Below are 22,843 nucleotides of genomic sequence, written 5' to 3'. Positions count from 1 at the left end.
AACTCCTTGGGAAATCAGTAGTTAGGTGAGAAATCAGTGGTGATCGTGCAGATGCTCGGCGTCGTTGATGTACAGCGACGTGAGCAGCGCGAAGACATAGGCCTGGACGCCGGCGACCAGCACCTCGAGCGCCGACACGCCGATCATCAGCGCAAAGCTGGGAATGCCGACCGCCAGGCCGATACCCGCGCCCGCATTGGCGGCGTTGACGACGAAGCTCGCCAGCACCTTCAGAAGGATGTGCCCCGCGGTCATCGCCACGAACAGCCGCAGCGCCAGGCTGAACGGACGCACCATGAACGAGACGAACTCGATCGGCGCGACCAGCAGCAGCACCGGGATCGGCGTGCCCTTAGGTGCGAACAGGCTGAAGAAGCGCAGGCCGTGCTTGGCGAAGCCGACGATCAGCACGATCGAGAAGCTCATGATCGCCAGCACGCCCGTCACCGTGAAGTGGCTGGTGAAGGTGAACGGGTGCAGCTTGAACAGGCCGAGCGGCATCAGGCCGATCAGGTTGCCGAGCAGGATGAACATGAACAGCGTGAACACATAGGGCACGTACTTGCGCCCGGCATGGCCGATGTTCTGGGCCAAGAGCTTGTCGATGAAACCGACGAACCCCTCGACCATCATCTGGCCGCGACCGGGGACGAGCTCGCGCTTCATGCCCATCAGCATGAACGCCCACAGCGCCACCAGCGCGGCGACCATGTAGAGCGCCGAGTTGGTGAAGGCGATCGTGTGCCCACCCACGGTGAACATGTCGGCGATCGACTGCACCTCGAACTGGTGCATCGGATCGATGGTGCCTTGTCCTTCAGCCGCCACTGCCGTTCCCATTTGACCAAAGCGCCCGAAGTTTACTCCGGGCGCTTGCCAGAAATCCGAATGATGTTCCTGAACGCGCTGACGATGCCGAGGGCAAGCAGCACGAGCAGGAGCCATGGCGAGGTGCCGAAAAAGTAATCGAGCGTTCCCCCGATCACCGCACCGCCGACCATTCCGCCGATCAACTCGGCAAGCACGCGATTACCCAGGCGATAGCCCTCCGACGATGCGGAAGCCCCCTCGCCCGATCGCCGTGCCTCCTGCGAAGTCGCGCGCCGCAATCGCTCGTCGAGCGATTCGAGCCGCGCATCCTCGGGCAAGGGGTCCGGTCCGGGCTCTTGTTCAGCCATGTCTCTCCCCTCCGTCCGGCGGGGCCAGTCATACGCCAAGCGGCGAGCCCGCCAAGGCAGGTGCCGCTTACGGGTGGGGGCGGGCCAAGTCAACCGGGCGGGTGGACGAGGCCAGCCGCTCCGCTATGTTGCCAAGGCGTTCTTCGGCTCTGCCGAAATCGAGAGCGCAGAAGGGGGTGGTACTCCTGAAGAAAGAGACTGCAAATCTGGTCATCGGCATCGCGATGCTGGTGATCGCCTTCGCCACCCTGATGCTTAAAATCATCGAAGTGGCTCGTTCGTAAGAGCGACGGGCGGGGGCTGGCTGGAACCAGCCCCCAAACGCAAAGAACCCCGGCCGCTGGAACGACCGGGGTTCGGAAGTGATCTCTGAATTAGAGACTGCATAACCTAAATAGCACAATCGCCGAAAATCTCAACCTCACACGCACCGCGGGTCGCGTTCCGGTGCGCCGCCGCCGCGCTTCTTCCAGCTGCCGTCTGGGGCCTGATACATCTCGCCCGCCTGCGTCCGCGCGATGAGGTTGCACCCGGAGACGAAAGCGAACTGCTCGACCGTCGATCCAGCCTGTGCGCCCTGCGTGTAGGCGGCCTTGCGCTGGATGTTGATCTTGTTGACCAGCGCGCGAAGGTCGGGAGTCGCCGCGCCGACGATGCCGAGATAGCCGTCGGTCTGTTCGCCCACCTGCCCCGCCGCGCGCGCGGCGGCATAGGCCGGATCGCGCTGCGCATAGGCGGCGCCCGACGCGATCACGCCGACCGAAAGGATGAGAGCGCCAAGTCCATACCGCATCGTCAGAAGATCCCCGGGTTGTTCTGGATCAGCGATTTCGCCTCGCCGTCCAGCTTGTAAACCACTTCCTGCGTGATGTTGATGTTGAGGTTGATGACGATCGGCTTGTCGGGCGCGCTCACGTTCACGCATCCGCCAAGGCCGACCGCCGCAATCATCGCGAGCCTATACATAGGAAGCAGCGTCGCGCGTTTCACGGGGCCCATCAATCCTGTTGTTTCGCTCATGGCATGGTCTCGCTTGCGGGAGGCTGAACGCCGCGCTTCCTCTGCTCTTCCAGCAGCGCGGGCAGGTTGCGTTCGATCAGCCGCTTGGGGTCGTAATAGGACTGCACCGAATCGATGAGCTGGCGGAAGGGCGCGCGTACCGTCACGTTGAAGACGAGCGGCAGCCGCGCCAGCCGTCGGATCAGGAAATTGCTCCTCGCCCCCTGCCCCTGGCTGACCCCGGCGAACTTGATCTCGGTCACCATCTCGCCGTCGAGCGGACCGTTGAGCGTCAGGTTCAGCTGCTCGTAGCGCAGCGACCTGAGCGCGCCGAACGCGAAATTGCCCCAGGTGCCGAGATTCTCCTTCGACACCTCGCCCACATAGGCGAGCGTCCCGCCGCCCTCTCGCACCGTCAGCCGGCCATTCTCGATCCGACCGCCCTTCTCGTCGAAGATCATCGGCAGCGTGCCGTCGAAGGTGCCGGTGGCGTTCAGATTGCTGAAGTCGAACTGCTGGAGAAAGCCGGCGGCATCGACCCCCTCGACGCGGAACGTCAGCCGGCGTTCCTTGCCCGTCGACAGGTCGAGCACCGTGGGGTCGAGGATCAGCGCTCCACCCGCGAACGGCCATCGCCCGCCCTCGACCGCGACGCGCTGCTCGCCGATCAGTTGATAGCGGACCTGACCGTTCTCGACCGGAATGCCCGGATTGATGCTGGCGATCGTGCCGACCGCGCTTTCGGTCTTGAGGCCGAGCAGGTCGGTGAAGCGGATTTCGCCCGACAGCCCCGTCACCGGCCCGAACGCGGCGGCCAGGTCGGTGCCCGCGGTGCGAAACACCCCGTCGCTGGTGACGCCTGCCGGCGACCAACGGATGTTGCCCGTGCCCGATACGCTGCCCTTCACATCGGCGACCACGCCGAATACGAGCTTGGTGAGCGCATCGGGCTGGACCTTGTCGCCGAAGCTGAGGTTGTCGACCGACAGCACCGCGTCGCCGGTTCCGCTGGCAAGCATATGCTCGATCTTCACCCCCGCAACCCGCGCGCCGCTGGCCGGGGCGGTCAGTGTGCCGGTCGCGTCGATCCGCCCGCCCGCCAGCGTCAGGATGAAATCGTTGGCATCGAGCGGCTCGTACCGCGCCTCCGACGCCGCATCGGCGACGCGCAGCGTCTCGCCCTTCAGGCTCAGGCGCCCGCCGACGAACCGCCAAGCACCCGACCCTTGCGTCAGGTCGATCGGCACGTTGCCGATCGCACCCGCCGCCCCCTCGAACCGTCCCTCGGCGCCGCCGGGCACCACGCCGCCGGTCAGCCGGGCGATCGACAGGCGCGACAGGCGCTCGGGCGTGCCCAGCCGCACCTCGGTGTCGTCGAGCGCGAAGTCGGTCGCGCGTCCGACCTGCACCGTCGCCCCCTCGGCTGCGATCGCGATCGGCGACCCGCCCAGCGTGCCCGCCAGCCGCGGCGCGGCGATCCGCGTGCCGAGCCGGAAACCGCCGGGTCCCTTCGTGAACAATCGATCGCCGGTCGGGCACAGCCGCAGCGCGACGCGCCGGAGGTCGAGGCTCGAGATGAGGAGGCGATCGGCGGTCAGCGGCGTACAGCCAGGCGCGAGCACCAGCCGCTGTCCGCCGTCCCAAGTGAGGTCGAACGGCAGCTTCAGTCCGTCGATGCGTCCGCCCGGCAGCGAGAGGTCGGCAGTCGCGCCGCCGACGATATGCGTGCGACCGTCATCCGCGCGCATGAACCGTACGGGCGCGAGCGCCAGTGCCTCGCCGCCCACCGCGTAACGCTGCGCGACCAGCCGCCCTTCAATCGGCGCGCCCGGCCGCGCCTGCGCCAGCGACAGCGCGAAGGCGGGCAGCCCGCCGCCCTGCCCACGCAAGCTCCCGTCCAGCATCACCCGGTTGCCCGGCCAGCCGAACCCAAAGCCGCGCGTTCCCGCAAACGACAGCGCCGCGCCGCTCTCCGCCGTCAGCGACGCGGCCCGCACCACCAGCGCGCCGCGCGCCCCCACGATCCGCAGCGCGAGATCGGCATTGCCCCCAACCGACCGCGTCGCATTCCGAACCGCCGCATTCAGCGCCGCCGCCAGTGAAGCCCCCGGCGTGCCCGCGGGCAGCCGGAGGTCGATCGCGCCGATCCGCGGTCGTGCCCTGGCAACGCTCGCCCGCCCGGCAAACCGGATGTCGCTGCCCGCGATCCGATAGCGTCCGTTGAAGCCGAGCCCCGCCGCCGCGCCCGGCGCACCGGTTGCACGATCGGCGGCGAACGCCACCCTTCCCTCGGTCTTCGCAGCGTTGCCGGCGAACCCGATCATCCCTGACAGGCCGGACACCCGCGCCGCCGGACTCTCGAACGCCGTCAGCGCGAGCTTCGCGCTGCCCGACCAGCGATCGAGTGCTTCCGGCACCCGCGCGTCGACGGTCGCCGCGAAACCGCGCGCGCGCTGTGGGCCGCAACCGCCCGTGGCGGCGCGGATCGGGCCGGTCACGCGGATCACCCGCTTGTCGATCGACAGCCCAAGCGCCGCCTGCGACCCCGTCGCCGTGCAATCGCCTGCCGATAGCCGGTCCGACACCAGCGCCAGCCGCCCGCGAAACCCGTCGTCCAGCCGCCCCTGCCCACTCAACCGCGCGCCGACCACGCCGGCAGGCGTTTCCACCCGCGCCCGGCCGTCCTCGATCGCAAAGCGCAATTCGGGCAATGCGAAGGGCTTGCCAGAGGGCGGCGGCAGCAGCTTGTCGAGCGATCCCAGCGACAGCCGCCCGTCCACCACCCGAGCGCGCAGCCGGACGCGGCCGGCCTCAATCCCCGTCACCTCGGGCACGCCAAAGCCGATCCGCGTGCGCACGACAATCTCGTCCGCCACCAGGTCGGGCGCGGCAGGATCGCCGATGACGAGATTGCGCAGCGTCTGGCTCGACGTGCCGATCTCGGCGACTTCGTAGCTGGCACGGATGCCGCGCTTCGCCAGTTCGCGGTCGATGAATCCTTCGGCCAGCGGGCGGCGCTGGAGCCACAGGATCGACAGCACGACGATCAGGACGATGGCGATGACGAACGGCACGCGACCACGCCGCGGCAGGGCGATCCATCGCCGCCGGAACCGAACGGGCGCGGCCCCCGGCGCTTCTTCCCCTTCTGCCGTCACACACCCTCGAACCGCCGACCGGCCAAATCGTTGCGCGCGCGGCCCTATCGGGTCAAGCCCGGCGCTTGCGTCCCCCCGCGCCTCTGCTACCCCTCGGCCGATGGGGGACGAGCCGAACGACGCCGCCGGGCACCGCGCACGCCTGCGCTCGCGCCTGCTCGGCCAGGGCGGTGACGCGCTGCTGGATCATGAGCTCATCGAATATCTGCTCGCCGTCGCGATCCCGCGCCGCGATACCAAGCCGCTGGCCTACCGCCTGCTGCGCGAATTCGGCGGGCTGGGCGGCGTGCTGACCGCCGACCCGGCCGCGCTAGCCCGGATCGATGGGATGGGCGACACCTCGGCCGCGGCGATCAAGGTCGCCCATGCCGCCGCGATCCGGCTGGTGTCGGGCGAGGTTTCGGCGCGGCCGGTCCTGTCCAACTGGCAGGCGCTGCTCGACTATCTGCGCGCCGACATGGCACACCGCGCGACCGAGTGCGTGCGCGTGCTTCACCTCAACAGTCGCAACATGCTGATCCTCGACGACAAGATGAGCGAGGGCACCGTCGACCAGGCGACGCTCCACCCGCGCGAGGTCATCAAGCGTGCGCTGGAAATGAACGCCGCCTCGATCATCCTCGTCCACAACCACCCCTCGGGCGATCCGCAGCCGAGCCGCGCCGACATCGAGCTCACGCGCACGATCGTCGCCGCGGGCAAGCCGCTGGGCATCGCGGTCCACGACCACCTCGTCATCGGGACCGAGGGACACGCCAGCCTGCGCGCGATGGGGCTGATGTAGAAACGGCAACGGCCGCCGATCCCGTGGGGACCGGCGGCCGCGCCCTGTAGCCTTAGCGGCCAAGCTTGTTACGAAGCGCCCTTCGACAGGAAGCTCGTCAGTTCGGTCTTCGACACCTTGGCCGACTTGTCGGCGTCGGCGGTGGCGAACGCGTTACCGATCCATGTCTTCACCTCGGCGCTTTCGGCCTTCACGCCCGGCTCGCTCGCGCTGCGAAGCGCGACCATCCACTTGCCGAACTCATCCTTGGTGATCTGACCGTCCTTGTCGCCGTCATAGGTCGGAAACTCGGTCTCGACGATCTGGGCGATCTGCGTGGCGCTGGCCTGCTGCGGCTGCGCGCCACCCTGCGCCGGGGCGGCCTCGGCCGTCTGCGCCGGCTGCTGCATCATCTTAGCATCCGCCTCGGCAGCGGCGGTCGAATCCTGCGCGGTCGAGTCGGCGGGCACGCTCTGAGCGGCAGTCCCGTCTTGAGCCGGTGCAGTCGTCTGCGTCTCTGCCGGCGTTGCGGGCTGCGCGTTCTTGTCCTGCGCAAGCACAGGCGCCGAAATAATCATCGCACTCGCCAGAAGAATGGGCTTCAACATCGGTTTTCTCCTAGTTGTTCACATCGCTGTGCGCGGCATCTTAAATGGGATTGCCGCGCTAAATTGCAAACATCCAATACGTTGTACTGCGTTCACGTTCCCGATATCGTTGCGTTTGCCTGCCCGTTCATCCTTTGCTAGCGCACGGCTCGTCGCAGTTGCGTGAGCCTTTCGCGACGAACCGATTCCGGCCAGCCAAGAGGAAGAACATGGTCCCCCGCTACGCCCGCGCGCCGATGACGGCGATCTGGTCGCCCGAGACGCGGCTGCGCATCTGGTTCGAGATCGAGGCGCACGCGACCGATGCGCTCGCCGAGCTGGGCGTGGTGCCCAAGGATGCCGCCGCGGCGCTCTGGCGCTGGTACGACGGCGTCAAGGCCGCCAGTCCCGATGGCGAGGCGCCGATCGACGTCGCCGCGATCGACGCGATCGAGGCGGTGACCAAGCACGACGTGATCGCCTTCCTCACCTGGGTCGCCGAACAGGTGGGGCCGGAAGCGCGCTTTATGCATCAGGGCATGACCAGCAGCGACGTGCTCGACACCGCGCTTGCGGTCCAGCTGGCGCGTGCCGCCGATATCCTGATCGCCGACCTTGACACGCTGCTGGCGGCGATCAAAAGCCGCGCGCAGGAGCATCGCTACACGCCGACGATCGGGCGCAGCCACGGCATCCATGCCGAACCCGTCACCTTCGGGCTGAAGCTCGCGCAAGCCTATGCCGAGTTCGCCCGCAACCGCGAGCGGCTGGTCGCCGCGCGTGCCGATATCGCCACCTGCGCGATCTCCGGCGCGGTCGGCACCTTCGCCAATATCGACCCGCGGGTCGAGGAACATGTCGCCGAAAAGCTCGGCCTTTCGGTCGAGCCCGTCTCGACCCAGGTGATCCCGCGCGACCGCCACGCGATGTTCTTTGCGACGCTCGGCGTCATCGCCGGTTCGATCGAGCGGCTGGCGACCGAGATCCGGCACCTCCAGCGCACCGAAGTGCTGGAAGCGGAGGAATATTTCTCGCCGGGGCAGAAGGGTTCGTCGGCGATGCCGCACAAGCGCAATCCGGTGCTGACCGAGAACCTGACCGGCCTTGCCCGCATGGTCCGCGGCTATGTCACACCCGCGCTCGAGAATGTCGCGCTGTGGCATGAGCGCGACATCAGCCATTCGTCGGTCGAACGCTATATCGGCCCGGATGCGACGATCACGCTCGACTTCGCGCTTGCCCGCCTGACCGGCGTGGTCGAGAAGCTCGTCGTGTACCCTGCGCGGATGCAGAAGAATCTCGACCGCATGGGCGGCCTCGTCCACTCGCAGCGGGTGCTGCTGGCGCTGACGCAGGCCGGGGTGAGCCGCGAGGATTCCTACCGCCTCGTCCAGCGCAACGCGATGAAGGTCTGGGAATCGGACGGCGAGCTGTCGCTGCTCGAGTTGCTCAAGGCCGACCCCGAGGTCACCGCCGCGCTGCCGGCCGAGGAGATCGAGGCGCGCTTCGACCTCGACTATCACTTCAAGCACGTCGACACGATCTTCGCGCGCGTGTTCCCGTCTTGAGGGACGCGCACCGCCTGCTGCGTGAGGCCACGCGTGAGCCGCACGAGCGGCTCGACGCGCTGTTCGGCGGCTTCGACCTGTCGACGCGAGAGGGCTATGCCCGCTTCGTCGGTGCGCAGGCGAGCGCGATGATCGCGGTCGAGGCGGCGCTCGACGCCGCCGGCGCGGCCGACGTGATCGACAACTGGCCCGAGCGGCGGCGGGGCGATGCGCTGCGCAACGACGCCGCTACATTGGGGATCGAGCCGATGCGGCTCGACCCTCCGTCTCTTTCGGATCACGCTGAGATCGCCGGCGCACTCTATGTCGTCGAGGGATCACGGCACGGCGCCCGTTTCCTGCGCAAACAGGTGCCCGACGCGCTCCCCACCGCCTTTCTCGATTCGGAACAGGCGCCGGGAAGCTGGGCCAAATTGCTCGACCGGATCGACGCTATCCTCTACCAGCCGGAGGCTGAGGCAGCCGCAACGCGGTCTGCGCTCAGGGTATTCGACCTGTTCGGGCAAGCGGGTCGTCTGTGGATGAAGGCGTAGATGCAGGAAACCGTCCCGGTCGACCTTGGTAATTGCGATCGGGAACCGATCCACCTGCTCGGCGCGATCCAGCCCTTCGGCTTTCTCGTCGCGCTGTCCGCCGACTGGATCGTCCGGCGGGCGAGCGCCAATCTGACCGAGTTTCTGGGCCTCACTGCCGAGGCAGCGCTGGGCCTGTCGGCGACCGACCTGTTCGGCGAAGATGCCGTCCACCTCCTGCGCAATCGCATGACGTTGCTGCGCGGCGCCGACGCGGTCGAGCGCGTGTTCGGCGTCGCGACGAAGGCGGGCCGCTTCGACTTCGCAATGCACGTCTCGGGCAGCGATATCGTCGTCGAGGGCGAGCCGAGCGACGACATGGGCGTCGGCGATACCGCCAGCACGATCCGCGCGATGATCGGCCGGCTCGACGCGACCGACAACCTCGCCGCCTTCTTCCGCGAGGGCGCGCGCCAGGTTCGCGCGCTGACCGGCTTCGACCGCGTCATGGTCTATCGCTTCGACAATGACGGCAGCGGCACCGTGGTGGCGGAGGCGGTGCGCGGCGGCATCGGCAGCTTCATGGACCTGCGCTATCCCGCCTCGGACATTCCGAAGCAGGCACGAGCACTATACCTGCGAACCCCGTTCCGCATCATCGCCGACATCGCCGCCGAACCCTCGCCCGTGCTGCCGCAATTGGACGAGCGCGGCGAGGCACTCGACCTGTCGCTCTCGGTGCTGCGCTCGGTCAGCCCGATCCATGTCGAATATCTGTCGAACATGGGCGTCGGCGCGTCGCTGTCGATCTCGATCATCGTCGAGGGCAAGCTGTGGGGGCTGTTCGCCTGCCATCATTACGGCGCGCGGCGGCCGGGGTTCGAGCGCCGCTCGATCGCCGAGCTGTTCGGCCAGATGTTCGCGTTCAAGCTCGAAAGCCGCGAGCGAAAGACGATGGCGGCGTACGAGATCGCCGCCCGCGCCGCCTCCGACCGGCTACTCGCCGCGATCGCGGGGAACAAGGAGCTGCTCGACAACCCCGATTACCTCGGCGAGATGCTGCGCACGACGATCGCGTGCGACGGCATCGCCATCTGGCTCGACGGGCGTGTCGCCCTGTCGGGGCGCACGCCCCCGGCAGAGGCCATCCCGGTGATCGCCCGCCGCCTCAACGCGATGACGCCGGGCCACATTTTTGCGACCGATCATCTGGCGAGCGTGCTACCGCAGGCGGAGCGCTGGGCCGATCTCGGCGCCGGCCTGCTCGCGCTGCCGCTCTCTCGCACGCCGCGCGATTACGTGATGCTGTTCCGCGAGGAGCGGGTGCGCGCGGTCACCTGGGGCGGCGATCCGCACAAGCCGGCGACCTGGGGTCCGAACGGCGCACGCCTGTCCCCCCGCAAGAGCTTCGAGGCATGGCGCGAGGAAGTGCGCGGCCGCTCCGAACCCTTTAACGAGGCGGAGATGCGCGTCGCGGAAATGCTGCGCGCCTCGCTGATCGAGGTGGTGCTGCGCCTGTCCGACGATGCGCAGGAAGAGCGCCGGCGCGCGAACGAGCGGCAGGAACTGCTGATCGCAGAGCTCAACCACCGCGTTCGCAACATCCTGTCGCTGATCCGCGGCCTCGTGCGCCAGTCGCGCGACCCCGCGGCCGATGCCGACACGTATATGCGGATGTTGGAAGGGCGCGTGGAATCGCTGGCGCGCGCGCACGACCAGATCACGCAGGACAATTGGTCGCCCGCCCCTCTGAAGCGCCTGATCGAGACCGAGGCCGCCGCCTATCTCGGCGGGCGCGCCAATCGCCTGTCGACCAGCGGCGAGGCAGCGCTGCTCAGCCCGCAGGCGTTCTCGACGCTGGCGCTGGTGCTGCACGAATTGATGACCAACTCGGCCAAATACGGCGCATTGTCGGACAGCGGCACCGTGTCGGTCGACTGGCATGTCGACACCATGGGCGATCTGTGCATCGAATGGCGCGAGCGCGGCGGCCCCGCGGTGCAAGCGCCGACGCGGCAGGGTTTCGGCACCACGATCATTCAGCGGTCGGTCCCTTACGACCTCGGCGGGCGGGCAGCGATCCGCTACGCACTGGCCGGGCTAGAGGCCGATTTCGTCATCCCCGCCCGTCACGTCAGCCTCGGCAGGGAGGCCGACGCGGTACAGCTTGCAGCGCCGGTCGCCGACCCGCGCGACACCGCCAGCCCGCGAGAGGCATCGACGATCGCCGGCGTCGCGCTGCTGGTCGAAGACAGCCTCATCATCGCGATGGATGCGGAGGATATCTTGATCTCGCTGGGCGCTGAGCGCGTGGTGACGGCGAACGGCGTCGCACAGGCGATGGCCGAGATCGATCGCGAGCCGATTGCGGTCGCGGTGCTCGACTTCAACCTGGGGTCGGAAACCAGTTTGCCTGTCGCGCTCGAACTCGCGAAGCGCGGCATCCCGTTCGTCTTCGCGACCGGCTATGGCGAGCAACTCGTGCTGCCCGCCGAACTCGACGATCGCGGCGTGCTGAAGAAGCCCTACACGGCACTCGGCATGCGGCGCGTCCTGGGCGATGCGATGGGATCGCCCGGCGAATAGGCGGACGGCCGGATCGATCCGGCCGCCACCTTATCCGCCGAACGCGGCCTTCATCTTGGAAAAGAAGCCGGGGTCCTCCTCGGCCGCCTCGCCCTCCGCCTCGCGGAGCGCCTCGAGAAGTTCGCGCTGGCGGGCCGACAGCCTGGTCGGCACCTGCACATCGACATGGATGACCATGTCGCCGCGGCCGCGGCCTTGCAGCACGGGCATGCCCGCGCCGCGCTGACGGATTTCGCGGCCCGACTGCGTGCCAGGCGCGATGCGGACGGTGTGCGTCTCGCCATCGGGACCGGCAATGCTGAACTCGCCGCCGAGCGCCGCGGTCGCAAAGCTGATCGGCGCGCGCGCGTGGAGCGTCGTCCCCTCGCGCTGGAACACCGGATGGCGCGCGACGTGGAGGAAGATGTAGAGGTCACCCGCCGGCGCCCCGCGCGGTCCCGCCTCGCCCTCGCCGGTCAGGCGGATGCGGGTGCCCTCGTCGACGCCGGGCGGCACGTTGACCGACAGCGTCTTGGTCTTGTCCACGCGACCGTCGCCGCGGCAGGTGCCGCACGGATCGGCGATGATCTCGCCAGCGCCCATGCAGGTGGGACACGTCCGCTCGACGACGAAGAAGCCCTGCTGCGCACGGACCTTGCCCGCCCCGCCGCAGGTGCTGCAGGCGCGCGCCATCGTGCCGGGCTTCGCCCCGCTGCCGTCGCAGGTGTCGCAGGCGGCGGACACGTCGACGGTGATCTCCGTCGCCTTGCCGTGAAACGCCTCCTCGAGGCTGATTTCCAGGTCGTAGCGAAGGTCCGCGCCGCGCCGCGGCTGCCGCCCGCCACGCTGGCCGCCCATGAACTCGCCGAACACGCTCTCGAAGATGTCGGAAAAGCCCGAGAAGTCGGCATGACCCCCCGCCCCCCCCGCGCCGCCATTGCGGAACGCGGCATGGCCGTAGCGGTCATAGGCAGCGCGTTTCTGCGGGTCCTTCAGGACCTCATAGGCTTCGCTGATCGCCTTGAACTTGGCTTCGTGGTCCTTGCAGCCCCCGTTCTTGTCGGGGTGATACTGCATGGCGAGCTTGCGATAGGACGACTTGAGCGTCGCGCCGTCGGCATCGCGGGCGCAGCCCAGCACTTCGTAATAGTCGACTTCGGTGGTCATACCCGCCCCCTGCACCCGGCACCGTCACCCCAGCGAAAGCCGGGGTCGCCCCCTTGGGAGCGATGCCAGCCTGCGCTGGCATGACGGTTCAGGCACATTGCCTTACGCCTTGTGGCCGTCGTCCACCTCGGAGAATTCGGCGTCGACGACATCGTCGTCCTTCGCCGAACCCGCCGCATCGCCGCCGGGCGAGGCTTCGCTCGCCTGCTGCTTCTCGTAGATCGCCTGACCCAGCTTCATCGCGACCTGCGCGAGTTCCTGGGTCTTGGCCTGCATCGCATCCGCGTCGCCCCCCTCGACCGCCGACTTCGCCTCAGCGATCTTGGCCTCGATCTCGGACTTGAGCGAAGCGTCCACCTTGTCGCCATTGTCGGCGAGCTGGCGCTCGGTCGTGTGGATCAGGCTCTCGGCGTTGTTCTTCGCTTCGGCCGCCGCGCGGCGCTTCTTGTCCTCGTCGGCGAACTTTTCGGCATCGCGGACCATGCCCTCGATGTCGGCGTCGCTGAGACCGCCCGAGGCCTGGATGCGGATCTGCTGCTCCTTTCCGGTGCCCTTGTCCTTGGCCGAGACGTTGACGATGCCGTTGGCGTCGATGTCGAACGTGACCTCGATCTGCGGCACGCCGCGCGGCGCCGGCGGGATGCCGACCAGGTCGAACTGGCCCAGCATCTTGTTGTCCGCCGCCATTTCGCGCTCGCCCTGGAACACGCGGATCGTCACCGCGCCCTGGTTGTCGTCGGCGGTCGAATAGACCTGGCTCTTCTTGGTCGGGATCGTCGTGTTGCGGTCGATCATGCGCGTGAACACGCCGCCCAGCGTCTCGATGCCCAGCGAGAGCGGGGTCACGTCGAGCAGCAGCACGTCCTTGACGTCGCCCTGGAGGACGCCGGCCTGGATCGCCGCGCCGATCGCCACCACCTCGTCGGGGTTGACGCCGGTGTGCGGCTCCTTGCCGCCGAAGAACGACTTCACGACTTCGCGCACCTTGGGCATGCGCGTCATGCCGCCGACGAGCACGACCTCGTCGATCCCGTCATTCTTCACGCCCGCGTCGGCCATCGCCTTCTTCAGCGGCTCCAGCGTGCGCTGGATCAGGTCGTCGACCAGCCGCTCCAGCTCGGCACGGTTGATCGACTTGACCAGATGCTTCGGCCCGTTCTGGTCGGCGGTGATGAAGGGCAGGTTGACCTCGGTCGTCTGCGCCGACGAAAGCTCGATCTTGGCCTTCTCCGCCGCTTCCTTCAGACGCTGTAGCGCCAGCTTGTCCTTGGTGAGGTCGATGCCCTCGGCCTTCTGGAACTCGCCGGCGAGATACTGGACGAGCTTGGCGTCGAAATCCTCGCCGCCGAGGAAGGTATCGCCATTGGTCGACTTCACCTCGAACACGCCGTCACCGACTTCGAGAATCGAGATGTCGAACGTACCGCCGCCAAGGTCATAGACCGCGATCGTCTTGTTCTCGTTCTTGTCGAGGCCGTAAGCGAGCGCCGCCGCCGTCGGCTCGTTGATGATGCGCAGCACCTCGAGACCGGCGATCTTGCCTGCGTCCTTGGTCGCCTGACGCTGGGCGTCGTTGAAGTAGGCCGGGACGGTGATGACCGCCTGGCTGACGGTCTCGCCCAGATACGCCTCGGCGGTTTCCTTCATCTTCTGGAGCGTGAAGGCGCTGATCTGCGATGGCGAATAGTCCTGCCCGCCCGCGGTCACCCACGCATCGCCGTTCGGACCGCGTGCGATCGTGTAGGGCACCAGTTCGGTGTCCTTGCGCGTCACGGGATCGTCGAAGCGGCGGCCGATCAGGCGCTTCACCGCAAAGATCGTATTGTCGGGATTGGTCACTGCCTGGCGCTTGGCCGGCTGGCCGATCAGTCGCTCCCCATCCTTGGCGAAGGCGACGATCGAGGGCGTCGTACGCGCGCCCTCCGCATTCTCGATCACCTTGGGCTTGCCGCCCTCCATCACTGCAACGCAGCTGTTGGTCGTGCCGAGATCGATACCGATTACTTTAGCCATGGTCCCTCGTTTGGCCCCCGGGTTCTAGGTGTTCAAATGACGGTCCCGCCCCGCGAAATCGGCGACGGAACCCTATGCGAAACGGGATATAGTGGGGGTTCGCCTTGCCGCAAGATTGGCGGCGGTTTAGGCGCATAGCGAGAGCGTGGCCCTTGTCCCACGGGGGGAATGACGATGCGAGACAGGATTTCGGCGGTAGTAGCAACGGGGCTGATGCTCGCTGGCTGTAGCGGCAGTCCGGGCGAGCCGCGCGCCAACGATGCCTGGATCCGCCTGCCCGCGGTCGCCGGCCGCCCGGCCGCCGCCTATGTGACGATCACCGGCGGCCGCGAGGCGACGCAGCTCAAGACGATGCAGGTGCCCGCCGCGCGCCTCGTCGAACTGCATCGCACCAGCGCGAAGGGGGGCATGATGTCGATGGACCCCGTCGATGCGATCGACGTGCCCGCGGGCGGCACGGTGAAGCTCGCGCCCGGCGGCGATCATGCGATGCTGTTCGACCTCGAACCGGCGCTCAAGGCCGGCGGCACGACCAAGATGACGCTGATGTTCGACCACGCCCCCGCGATCGAGCTGGAAGCCAAGCTGGTCGCACCGGGCGGCAGCGCCCCCTGATGCGCGGCCGGCCGCTGACGGAGGGCGAGGTCGCGCTCGCCCGCACCGTGTTCGGCGACGCGATCGATTATGCGGCAGTAGGTGTCGAGAACCGCAAATGGGCGTTCTTCCAGCCGCGCAACGTCACGATGGCCCCGCGCGGCAACATTCATTTCCACCCCAAGGGCGGCCTCTACTGCGACGATTTCGCCTGCACGCACCCCGACGCGCAGGGCCTCTTCATCCACGAGATGGTGCATGTCTGGCAGCACCAGCAGGGCATCTTCCTGCCGCTGAAGCGCCACCCCTTCTGCCGCTACGACTACAGCCTGAAACCCGGCTGGCGGCTCCACCGCTACGGGTTGGAGCAGCAGGCGGAGATCGTGCGCCACGTCTTCCTCCTGCGCAGCAACCGGGTGGTGCCGGGCGCGCCGCCGCTCGACCAGTATCGCGGGATCCTGCCGTTCGAGCCCGGTTGATCACCACGCCTAGATAGGGTACCCCCCTATCCTATGCCGCATCTCCACCAGGATTCGAAGAAACTACTCGGCCGCGTCCGCCGCATCGCCGGACAGGTCGGCGCGATCGAGCGCGCGATCGAGGCGGGGGCGCCTTGTGCGGAGACGCTGCACCTCGCCGCCGCGGTGCGCGGCGCGGTCGCGGGGCTGATGGACGAGCTGGTCGAGGAGCATCTGCGAGAACATGTCGCCGCCGACGCACTGACGCCCGAACAGCGCGCCGCGGGCGCCGACGAACTGGCGACCGTGCTTCGCCGCCACTTCCGCTGAAAGGAGCGGGTTCCATGCCTCCCCATGCCGGCCACCACCATCACCACGGCCATTCGCACAGCCACGGCCATTCGCACAGCCACGGCCACGCGCCCGCCGCCGCGTCGGTCCGCGATGCCGGCCATCCTTGCTCACGCACCCACGAATATCTGGGCGACGGGCATGAGGCGAACGCGCGGCGCACCGTCTGGGTCGTCTGGCTGACCGCCGCGACGATGGTGGTCGAGATCGCGGCGGGCTACTGGACCGGCTCGATGGCGCTGCTCGCCGACGGGTTCCACATGGCGACGCACGCCGGCGCGCTCGGCGTCGCGGCGCTCGCCTATCGCTATGCCCGCGTCCATGCGCGCGATCCGAGCTACACCTTCGGCACCGGCAAGGTCGGCGACCTCGCCGGCTTCGCCTCCGCGCTCGTCCTCGCGCTGTTCGCGATCGGCATCGGGGTGGAGAGCGTGCGCCGGATCATCGAGCCGGGCACCGTGGCGTTCGGCGAGGCGACACTGGTCGCGGTCATCGGCCTGGCCGTCAATATCGCCAGTGTCGCGCTGCTCGGCGTCGGTCACGATCACGCCGGCCACGACCATGGCAACGGGCATGGCCACGCGCACGACAACAATCTGCGCTCGGCCTATTTCCATGTGCTCGCCGACGCGCTCACCTCGGTCCTCGCGATCGCGGCGCTGCTGGCAGGGGCGTATCTCGGCTGGGGCTGGCTCGACTCGGTGGTCGGCGTGCTCGGCGCGATCGTCATCGCGCGCTGGTCGTGGGGGCTGCTCAAGGATACCGCGCGCGTGCTGCTCGACCGCGCAGAACCGGGGCTGGCCGAAACGATCCGCGCTGCGGTCGAGGCACCCGGCGACGCGCGCATCGTCGACCTCCACGTCTGGCGCGTTGGGCCACAGGCGCACGCCGCGATCGTCGAGACCGAGGGGCTGGCGAGCAGCGACACGATCCGCTCGCGCTTGTCCGCCGTCCCCGCGGTCGCGCATCTGACGGTTTCGCGAAGCGAATGAAGGCTGGGCGCCGGGCGGGAGCTGATGCCCGGCGCCCTCCCCTCTCGTCCTCTCCCTGTCTCGCCTGATGCCACGGCCAGCCTGAACCGGACGTGGCTATTCGCTTGACCGCGCGCCCGCCCCAGCGGCAGTCAGCGCGGGCATGACCGATCCCCTCGCCCGCATCGCCGACGCGCTCGACCGGCTGGCCCCGCCGCCCCCGCCCGCCGCCGATCCGATGGCGCATCCGGCCTATGTCTGGGATGGGACCAGCCTTCGCCCCGTCCGCGCCTTCGCTCCCCAGCCGCTCGACCGGCTGAAAGGCATCGACCGGAACAAGGCGGTGCTCCACGATAATTTCGCGCGTCTTGCCTCTGGCGTCGCCGCGCAGGACGCACTGCTCTGGGGCGCGCGCGGGACCGGCAAGTCGGCACTGGTGAAGAGCGTGGTCGGCGCGCTCCAGGCAGAGGGCCAGGCGATCGCCCTGATCGAGGTCGTGACCGACCGCCTCGACACCCTCCCCCGCTTGTTCGCGCGGATCGCCGACCAGCCCCGCGCCTACGCGATCTTCCTCGACGACCTGGGCTTCGACGCCGCGGGCGAGGCGCGGGCCTTGCGCTCGCTGCTGGAGGGCGGGGCGGAGGCGCGGCCGGCGAATGCGCGCCTCGTCGTCACCTCGAACCGCCGCCACCTGATGCCGCGCGACATCGCCGAGCAGGACAGCGCGATCAACCCGCGCGACTCGATCGACGACCAGCTCGCGCTCGCCGACCGCTTCGGCCTGTCGCTCGGCTTCCATGCGCTCGATCAGGACGGCTATCTGGCGATCGTCGCGGGCTATGCCGCCGCGCATGGCCTCACGTTCGAGCCGGCCGACGCGATCCAATGGGCGACGCAGCGCGGCAGCCGATCGGGCCGGGTCGCCTGGCATTATGTCACCGAGCTCGCCGGCCGCGCGGGCAAGACGATCTGACGGGAGAAGACGCCATGAACACCAGCCCCTGGAGCCACCAGCGCCGCGCCGGCATCGCCGACGACATCGACTTCGAGATCAAGGGACAGGAGCTCCAGTTCGTCGAGATAGAGCTCGACCCCGGCGAAAGCGCGGTGGCGGAGGCCGGCGCGCTGGTCTGGAAGGACGCCGCGATCGGGATGACGACGGTGTTCGGCGACGGATCGGGCGGCGCGGACGGCGGCTTCATGGGCAAACTGCTCGGCGCGGGCAAGCGGCTGGTGACGGGCGAGAGCCTGTTCACCACCGTCTTCACGCACAACGGATCGGGCAAGGCGCGCGTCGCGTTCGCCAGCCCCACCCCCGGCTCGATCCTGCCGATCCGGCTCGACCAGCTCGGCGGCACGCTGATCTGTCAGAAGGACAGCTTTCTCGCCGCGGCGAAGGGCGTGTCGATCGGCGTCGCGTTCCAGCGCAAGGTGATGACCGGCCTGTTCGGCGGCGAGGGCTTCGTCATGCAAAAGCTCGACGGCGACGGCTGGGTGTTCGTCCAGATGGGCGGCACCGTGGTCGAGCGCGAGCTGCGCGCCGGTGAGGAGCTGCACGTCGATACCGGCTGCCTTGCCGCCTATACCCCGAGCGTCGATTTCGACCTGGTGACGGTCGGCGGCATCCGCACGATGTTCTCGGCCGGCGAAGGCGCGTTCTTTGCGCGGCTGCGCGGGCCGGGAAAGGTGTGGATCCAGTCGCTCCCCTTCGCCCGCCTCGCCGGGCGGATGATGGCGGCGGCGGGCGGACGCGGCGGCAACCGCGGCGAAGGATCGGTGCTCGGCAGCTTCGGCGACTTCATCGGCGGCAACGACTAGCGCGCAGCGACAGCCTTGGACGGGGCGGTGAGGTCGAGGCGGACGAGCTTGCGCTGGGCCGAGCGCTCCCGGATGCGCGATTTGATTCCCTGCACGAAGTCCGACGTCATCGTGAAGCGCTCGACGCGGTAGAATCCCGGATCGTCGGCGGGCAGCGTCGTCGGCGCATAGCGCCGCCCGGCAAGCGAGGCGATGACGAGCTTCGGCCACTCACCCGACAGCCGCGAGCCGCCGCGCAGCAGCTCGGGCTCACGCACGCGGCCGTCCGGGCCGACCCAGAACCCGAAATCAGCCCAATTGTCCTCGACCGCAACCTTGAGCAGCGACGATTGCGCGCTCGGCAGCGGGGCGGCCCGCCGCCCGGAAAGCTTGTCGACGACCCGGTCGCCCGTCTCGTCGAGGACGATGACGGGCATATGGAGCAGGAGCGGCTCGGCGCCCGCATCCTGCCGGGCGGCGGCGATCACCGCTTCCATCGCGTCGGGCTTGCCGCGGCGCAATTGAAGCCGCGCATCGACGACGCGCGCGGCGTTGACGAACATGCGCAACTCGGGCTCACGCCGGTCGAGCAATTGCTCGAGGCTTTCGGGCCGTCCATCGCCGCTCCGCGCGATCGAGAGCTGCGCGTCGAGCGAAGCGCGGCGCAGGAGCGCCAGCCCCTCCAGCCGGGCATTGCCCGACCGCTTCGCCAGATGTTCGGCGGCTCGATAGCCTTCGAGCGCGGCCTGGAACCGGCGCTGCGACAGCCACGCGTCGGCAATCGCGATCCGCCCCGCGATCGAACGGGCGTCGGTTTCGCCGAACGCGTCGCGCAGCACGCCTTCGCTCGCCATCATCCCCTGCCGCGCCTTCTCGCTGAAGCCCAGATGCGCGGCGATCCGCGCGTCTGCGCGCAGTAGGTCGGCGACGGGCTCGGGCGCGGTCTTCGCGAAGCGGCGGTTGCGCGCCACGCCGCTGCGCACCGTCGCGCGCGCATCGCGATAGTTTCCGGCGACGAACTGCGCCTCGGCATGCGCGAGCGTTGCGTCGATTTCCTCGTTCGGGGAGCAGCCCCGCGCGATGCACGCGCGCAGACGTCGCTCGCTTTCATCGAGGCGGGGGCCGACGACGGTGATCGACGGCGGGACCTGGGCCGCCGGAACCTGAGCGCCCGGCGTCTGGGCGGCGGCGTTCCCCGCAGCGGACAATGCGGTGGCGGCAAGCAACAGGTACGCACGCGACATCGGCACTCTCCCGGTTCTGATCCTCAGTCGATCGGGCCCCAGCGGATGCGGCGGACCATCACGGCCTCGATCGGCCGCCCCTGCGCATCGCGCGCGGCTTCCCGATAGCTCAGCTTGCGGCGCAGCACCGCGCAGCCGAGCGTGTCGAGTCGCGCGAGGCCCGAGGTCTCGACGACCCGGCAATCGGTGATCCGCGCATCGGGGCCGACGCGCCATGCGACCGTCGTGAACCGGCCGTTGACGCTGTCCATGTCACGCTGTGGCACATCGTCGATGCCGGGCCAGCCGGCCTTGGCGGGCACCGGCAGCCTCGCGACGCGCATCGCTGCGTCCCCGCCGAAGCCCCAATTGGCGAGCAGTCCGCGCTCGCACCCCTCGCCCGCGCGGATCATGCGGCCGACCTGATCGAAATCGATCTCGGCCGGTGTGGTCGACAGGCCCGACAGCGTCGCACGCCCGGTGAGCGGCCCGCCGCCGCGCGGATCGACCGGGACGAGAAATACCTGCGCGCCCGCCGCGGTCTTCGCCACCTCGACCTGGCCGATCGCCGGCCCCGCCGGGGACAGCGCGGCGCGCGTCGTCGCCATGGGGATCGCGGCGCTCGGCGGCACCGCGATCAACAGCGTCGCGCCGGGTGCCCCGATGAAGTGACGCACCCCGACCAGCGACGGCGTCGATGCACCCGCATCGGCCTGTCGATAGACGGTACAGCTGGCCTGCTCGGCACTGACGTCGAAGGTTTCGGCATGGGCGACGCCGCCCGACAACAGCAACCCGGCCACACTGCCCAGCACAACGCGCCTACGCATCGAGTTCCTCCGCCTCCAACCGAGCGGCGTTTTCCTGGATGAAGGCGAACCGGTGAGCGGGGTTGTTGCCCATCAACCGGTCGACCAGATCCTTAACCCCCGCTCTTTCCTCGTATTCTTGCGGCAGAGTGATCCGAATCAGGCTGCGTGTCGAGGGGGCCATGGTGGTTTCGCGAAGCTGGCCGGGGTTCATCTCGCCCAGCCCCTTGAAGCGGGCGACGTCCACCTTCTTGCCGCGGAAGGCGGTCCGCTCGATCTCCGCGCGGTGCGCATCGTCGCGGGCGTAGAGCGACTTGGCCCCCACCGTCAGGCGATAGAGCGGCGGCTGCGCCAGATAGAGGTGCCCGCGCCGGACGAGCTCGGGCATCTCCTGGAAGAAGAACGTCATCAGCAGCGTCGCGATATGCGCGCCGTCGACATCGGCGTCCGTCATGATGACCACCCGCTCGTAGCGGAGATTGTCGGGCAGGCAGTCCTTGCGCGTCCCGCAGCCCAATGCCTGGATCAGGTCGGCGATCTCCTGATTGGCAAGGATCTTGGCGCTCGTCGCGCTCGCCACGTTCAGGATCTTGCCGCGGATCGGCAGGATCGCCTGCGTCTTGCGGTCGCGCGCCTGCTTGGCCGAACCGCCCGCGGAGTCGCCCTCGACGATGAACAGCTCGGTTCCCTCGGGGCTGTCGGCGGCGCAGTCGGTCAGCTTGCCGGGCAGGCGCAGCTTGCGCGAAGAGGTCGCGGTCTTGCGCTTCACTTCCCGCTCGGCCTTGCGCTTCAGCCGTTCGTCCATCCGTTCGAGGACATAGCCGAGCAGCGCCTTGCCCCGGTCCATCCGGTCGGAGAGGTAATGGTCGAAATGGTCGCGCACCGCCTTTTCGACGAGGCTGGCGGCCTCCGGGCTCGTCAGTCGGTCCTTGGTCTGGCTCTGGAACTGTGGTTCGCGGATGAAGACCGACAGCATCAGCTCGGACCCGACCATCACGTCGTCGGGGGTCAGGTCCTTGGCCTTTTTCTGTCCCACCAGATCGCCGAACGCGCGAAGGCCGCGGACCAGCGCCTGTCGCAGCCCCTGCTCGTGCGTGCCGCCGTCGGGGGTCGGGATCGTGTTGCAGTACCAGCTGTACGACCCGTCGCTCCACAGCGGCCAGGCGACCGCCCACTCGACCTTGCCCGCGCCGTCGGCGAACTCCTGCGTGCCCGAAAAGAAATCGGCGGTGGCGCATTCCCGGGCGCCCACCTGTTCCTTCAGGTGATCGGCAAGCCCGCCGGGGAACTGGAACACCGCCTCGGCCGGCACATCCTCGCTCGCGAGGCCGGGTGCGCATTTCCAGCGGATCTCGACGCCGGCGAACAGATACGCCTTCGACCGCGCGAGCTTGTAGAGGCGCGCGGGCTTGAAGTGCATTTCTGGCCCGAAGATCTCCGGATCGGGCGTGAAGCTGACCGAGGTGCCGCGCCGGTTGGGCGTGCTGCCCAGATGCTCGAGCGGCCCCAGCGTCTGCCCCTGGCTGAACCGCTGGCGATAAAGCTGGCGGTCGCGCGCCACCTCGATCACCGTGTCGATCGACAGCGCGTTGACGACGCTGACGCCGACGCCGTGCAATCCGCCCGACGTCGCATAGGCCTTGCCCGAAAACTTGCCGCCCGAATGAAGCATCGACAGGATGACCTCCAGCGCCGACTTGTCCGGAAAGCGCGGGTGCGGGTCGACGGGCATCCCGCGGCCGTTGTCGACGATGGTCAGGCGGTTGCCCTCGGCCAGCGTGATCTCGATCCGGGTGGCGTACCCCGCCACCGCCTCGTCCATCGCATTGTCGAGCACCTCGGCGGCGAGGTGGTGAAGCGCACGCTCGTCGGTACCGCCGATATACATGCCCGGCCGCCGCCGGACGGGCTCCAGCCCCTCCAGCACCTCGATCGAGGCGGCGTTGTATTCGGTCGGCTGGGGCGCGGCGCTCGCGAACAGGTCTTCGGACATGCGCGATCTATAGCGCGAGGGGGCGGCGGAACAAAGCGGAGCCACACGGCCGGCGGTGTTGCATCGGGGCAACAGATCCGGATCTTAATTTTGCCGCAATGCAGCTAACCCGGATCAAGGGCGTTGGGCGGGCCGTA

22 protein-coding genes are annotated in these 22,843 nt (G+C 68.5%); 11 read left to right on the top strand and 11 right to left on the bottom strand.

What is annotated here, in order from left to right:
* Window positions 1–33 precede the first annotated feature (33 nt).
* On the bottom strand, window positions 34–795 hold the full coding sequence (locus tag FHR19_RS08865) for a F0F1 ATP synthase subunit A (RefSeq protein WP_184027122.1): 762 nt from the start codon (window positions 793–795) through the stop codon (window positions 34–36).
* Window positions 796–860: 65 nt separating this feature from the next.
* Complete coding sequence (locus FHR19_RS08860; protein WP_184027120.1) at window positions 861–1,178, bottom strand: AtpZ/AtpI family protein; 318 nt, start codon at window positions 1,176–1,178, stop codon at window positions 861–863.
* 101 nt (window positions 1,179–1,279) lie between these two features.
* Between FHR19_RS08860 and FHR19_RS08855 the strand changes: the two genes are divergently transcribed.
* The gene (locus FHR19_RS08855) at window positions 1,280–1,462 is read left to right on the top strand and encodes a hypothetical protein (protein WP_184027118.1); all 183 of its coding nucleotides are present in this window, start codon (window positions 1,280–1,282) and stop codon (window positions 1,460–1,462) included.
* Between the two features lie 137 nt (window positions 1,463–1,599).
* On the opposite strand, the gene FHR19_RS08850 is transcribed toward FHR19_RS08855, so the two are convergent.
* The 3 genes from FHR19_RS08850 to FHR19_RS17970 form a co-directional block, all read right to left on the bottom strand.
* On the bottom strand, window positions 1,600–1,971 hold the full coding sequence (locus FHR19_RS08850; protein WP_184027116.1) for a YdbL family probable chaperone protein: 372 nt from the start codon (window positions 1,969–1,971) through the stop codon (window positions 1,600–1,602).
* 2 nt (window positions 1,972–1,973) lie between these two features.
* Window positions 1,974–2,129, bottom strand: a complete 156-nt coding sequence (locus FHR19_RS08845) for a YnbE family lipoprotein (RefSeq protein WP_184027114.1) — start codon at window positions 2,127–2,129, stop codon at window positions 1,974–1,976.
* Between the two features lie 65 nt (window positions 2,130–2,194).
* Window positions 2,195–5,251, bottom strand: a complete 3,057-nt coding sequence (locus FHR19_RS17970; RefSeq protein ID WP_184027111.1) for an intermembrane phospholipid transport protein YdbH family protein — start codon at window positions 5,249–5,251, stop codon at window positions 2,195–2,197.
* Between the two features lie 184 nt (window positions 5,252–5,435).
* Between FHR19_RS17970 and radC the strand changes: the two genes are divergently transcribed.
* A complete protein-coding gene (gene radC / locus FHR19_RS08835) occupies window positions 5,436–6,119 on the top strand; it encodes a RadC family protein (protein WP_184027108.1) in 684 nt (227 codons plus the stop codon).
* A gap of 68 nt (window positions 6,120–6,187) precedes the next feature.
* Here radC and FHR19_RS08830 read toward each other — a convergent pair whose 3' ends face one another.
* Complete coding sequence (locus tag FHR19_RS08830) at window positions 6,188–6,706, bottom strand: EF-hand domain-containing protein (RefSeq protein WP_184027106.1); 519 nt, start codon at window positions 6,704–6,706, stop codon at window positions 6,188–6,190.
* A gap of 209 nt (window positions 6,707–6,915) precedes the next feature.
* On the opposite strand from FHR19_RS08830, the gene purB reads away from it, so the two are divergent.
* The 3 genes from purB to FHR19_RS08815 are packed head-to-tail and all read left to right on the top strand — an operon-like array spanning window position 6,916 to window position 11,351.
* Complete coding sequence (gene purB, locus FHR19_RS08825) at window positions 6,916–8,253, top strand: adenylosuccinate lyase (RefSeq protein ID WP_184027104.1); 1,338 nt, start codon at window positions 6,916–6,918, stop codon at window positions 8,251–8,253.
* Window positions 8,250–8,786: a biliverdin-producing heme oxygenase gene (locus FHR19_RS08820; protein ID WP_184027101.1), complete on the top strand. Its 537-nt coding sequence runs from the start codon at window positions 8,250–8,252 to the stop codon at window positions 8,784–8,786. Before purB ends, FHR19_RS08820 begins: the two co-directional genes overlap by 4 nt.
* Entirely contained in the window at window positions 8,787–11,351 is a 2,565-nt protein-coding gene (locus FHR19_RS08815; RefSeq protein ID WP_184027099.1) for an HWE histidine kinase domain-containing protein, read from the top strand. It begins immediately after the preceding gene.
* A gap of 30 nt (window positions 11,352–11,381) precedes the next feature.
* Here FHR19_RS08815 and dnaJ read toward each other — a convergent pair whose 3' ends face one another.
* Window positions 11,382–12,497, bottom strand: a complete 1,116-nt coding sequence (gene dnaJ, locus FHR19_RS08810; RefSeq protein ID WP_184027097.1) for a molecular chaperone DnaJ — start codon at window positions 12,495–12,497, stop codon at window positions 11,382–11,384.
* A 102-nt stretch (window positions 12,498–12,599) separates the two neighbouring features.
* Entirely contained in the window at window positions 12,600–14,510 is a 1,911-nt protein-coding gene (dnaK, locus tag FHR19_RS08805; RefSeq protein ID WP_184027095.1) for a molecular chaperone DnaK, read from the bottom strand.
* Between the two features lie 174 nt (window positions 14,511–14,684).
* Between dnaK and FHR19_RS08800 the strand changes: the two genes are divergently transcribed.
* The 6 genes from FHR19_RS08800 (at window position 14,685) to FHR19_RS08775 (ending at window position 18,702) form a co-directional block, all read left to right on the top strand.
* On the top strand, window positions 14,685–15,125 hold the full coding sequence (locus FHR19_RS08800) for a copper chaperone PCu(A)C (protein ID WP_184027093.1): 441 nt from the start codon (window positions 14,685–14,687) through the stop codon (window positions 15,123–15,125).
* Window positions 15,125–15,583: a vgr related protein gene (locus tag FHR19_RS08795; RefSeq protein ID WP_184027090.1), complete on the top strand. Its 459-nt coding sequence runs from the start codon at window positions 15,125–15,127 to the stop codon at window positions 15,581–15,583. The genes FHR19_RS08800 and FHR19_RS08795 overlap by 1 nt, the downstream gene beginning before the upstream one ends.
* 33 nt (window positions 15,584–15,616) lie before the next feature.
* Window positions 15,617–15,892, top strand: a complete 276-nt coding sequence (locus FHR19_RS08790; protein WP_184027088.1) for a metal/formaldehyde-sensitive transcriptional repressor — start codon at window positions 15,617–15,619, stop codon at window positions 15,890–15,892.
* A gap of 14 nt (window positions 15,893–15,906) precedes the next feature.
* Window positions 15,907–16,905: a CDF family Co(II)/Ni(II) efflux transporter DmeF gene (dmeF, locus tag FHR19_RS08785; protein WP_184027084.1), complete on the top strand. Its 999-nt coding sequence runs from the start codon at window positions 15,907–15,909 to the stop codon at window positions 16,903–16,905.
* A gap of 142 nt (window positions 16,906–17,047) precedes the next feature.
* Window positions 17,048–17,857: an ATP-binding protein gene (locus FHR19_RS08780; RefSeq protein ID WP_184027081.1), complete on the top strand. Its 810-nt coding sequence runs from the start codon at window positions 17,048–17,050 to the stop codon at window positions 17,855–17,857.
* A gap of 14 nt (window positions 17,858–17,871) precedes the next feature.
* Window positions 17,872–18,702, top strand: a complete 831-nt coding sequence (locus FHR19_RS08775) for a TIGR00266 family protein (RefSeq protein ID WP_184027078.1) — start codon at window positions 17,872–17,874, stop codon at window positions 18,700–18,702.
* Here the strand turns inward: FHR19_RS08775 and FHR19_RS08770 are convergent.
* Genes FHR19_RS08770 through parE form a run of 3 tightly spaced genes read right to left on the bottom strand, consistent with a single transcriptional unit; the run spans window position 18,699 to window position 22,706 of the window.
* Window positions 18,699–19,925, bottom strand: a complete 1,227-nt coding sequence (locus tag FHR19_RS08770) for a hypothetical protein (protein WP_184027075.1) — start codon at window positions 19,923–19,925, stop codon at window positions 18,699–18,701. The two genes, FHR19_RS08775 and FHR19_RS08770, sit on opposite strands and share 4 nt — an antisense overlap.
* Window positions 19,926–19,948: 23 nt before the next feature.
* Window positions 19,949–20,734 (bottom strand): hypothetical protein, encoded by a 786-nt coding sequence (locus FHR19_RS08765; RefSeq protein ID WP_184027072.1) that lies wholly within the window; start codon window positions 20,732–20,734, stop codon window positions 19,949–19,951.
* Window positions 20,727–22,706: a DNA topoisomerase IV subunit B gene (gene parE / locus FHR19_RS08760; RefSeq protein WP_184027069.1), complete on the bottom strand. Its 1,980-nt coding sequence runs from the start codon at window positions 22,704–22,706 to the stop codon at window positions 20,727–20,729. Before parE ends, FHR19_RS08765 begins: the two co-directional genes overlap by 8 nt.
* Window positions 22,707–22,843: the final 137 nt, after the last annotated feature.

Source organism: Sphingomonas yantingensis (assembly GCF_014199325.1).
GTDB classification, from domain to species: Bacteria; Pseudomonadota; Alphaproteobacteria; order Sphingomonadales; family Sphingomonadaceae; genus Sphingomonas; species Sphingomonas yantingensis.
The sequence above is the reverse complement of the archived record's forward strand: the minus strand, read 5'-3'. Positions and strand labels throughout refer to the sequence as shown.

Bases quoted from the DNA above. Each gene is read 5' to 3' on its own strand.
- FHR19_RS08865 (WP_184027122.1), bottom strand. From the start codon at position 795: ATGCACCAGTTCGAGGTGCAGTCGATCGCCGACATGTTCACCGTGGGT.
- FHR19_RS08860 (WP_184027120.1), bottom strand. From the start codon at position 1,178: ATGGCTGAACAAGAGCCCGGACCGGACCCCTTGCCCGAGGATGCGCGG.
- FHR19_RS08850 (WP_184027116.1), bottom strand. From the start codon at position 1,971: ATGCGGTATGGACTTGGCGCTCTCATCCTTTCGGTCGGCGTGATCGCG.
- FHR19_RS08845 (WP_184027114.1), bottom strand. From the start codon at position 2,129: ATGATTGCGGCGGTCGGCCTTGGCGGATGCGTGAACGTGAGCGCGCCC.
- radC (WP_184027108.1), top strand. From the start codon at position 5,436: ATGGGGGACGAGCCGAACGACGCCGCCGGGCACCGCGCACGCCTGCGC.
- FHR19_RS08830 (WP_184027106.1), bottom strand. From the start codon at position 6,706: ATGTTGAAGCCCATTCTTCTGGCGAGTGCGATGATTATTTCGGCGCCT.
- purB (WP_184027104.1), top strand. From the start codon at position 6,916: ATGGTCCCCCGCTACGCCCGCGCGCCGATGACGGCGATCTGGTCGCCC.
- FHR19_RS08815 (WP_184027099.1), top strand. From the start codon at position 8,787: ATGCAGGAAACCGTCCCGGTCGACCTTGGTAATTGCGATCGGGAACCG.
- dnaJ (WP_184027097.1), bottom strand. From the start codon at position 12,497: ATGACCACCGAAGTCGACTATTACGAAGTGCTGGGCTGCGCCCGCGAT.
- dnaK (WP_184027095.1), bottom strand. From the start codon at position 14,510: ATGGCTAAAGTAATCGGTATCGATCTCGGCACGACCAACAGCTGCGTT.
- FHR19_RS08800 (WP_184027093.1), top strand. From the start codon at position 14,685: ATGCGAGACAGGATTTCGGCGGTAGTAGCAACGGGGCTGATGCTCGCT.
- FHR19_RS08795 (WP_184027090.1), top strand. From the start codon at position 15,125: ATGCGCGGCCGGCCGCTGACGGAGGGCGAGGTCGCGCTCGCCCGCACC.
- FHR19_RS08790 (WP_184027088.1), top strand. From the start codon at position 15,617: ATGCCGCATCTCCACCAGGATTCGAAGAAACTACTCGGCCGCGTCCGC.
- dmeF (WP_184027084.1), top strand. From the start codon at position 15,907: ATGCCTCCCCATGCCGGCCACCACCATCACCACGGCCATTCGCACAGC.
- FHR19_RS08780 (WP_184027081.1), top strand. From the start codon at position 17,048: ATGACCGATCCCCTCGCCCGCATCGCCGACGCGCTCGACCGGCTGGCC.
- FHR19_RS08775 (WP_184027078.1), top strand. From the start codon at position 17,872: ATGAACACCAGCCCCTGGAGCCACCAGCGCCGCGCCGGCATCGCCGAC.
- FHR19_RS08770 (WP_184027075.1), bottom strand. From the start codon at position 19,925: ATGTCGCGTGCGTACCTGTTGCTTGCCGCCACCGCATTGTCCGCTGCG.
- FHR19_RS08765 (WP_184027072.1), bottom strand. From the start codon at position 20,734: ATGCGTAGGCGCGTTGTGCTGGGCAGTGTGGCCGGGTTGCTGTTGTCG.
- parE (WP_184027069.1), bottom strand. From the start codon at position 22,706: ATGTCCGAAGACCTGTTCGCGAGCGCCGCGCCCCAGCCGACCGAATAC.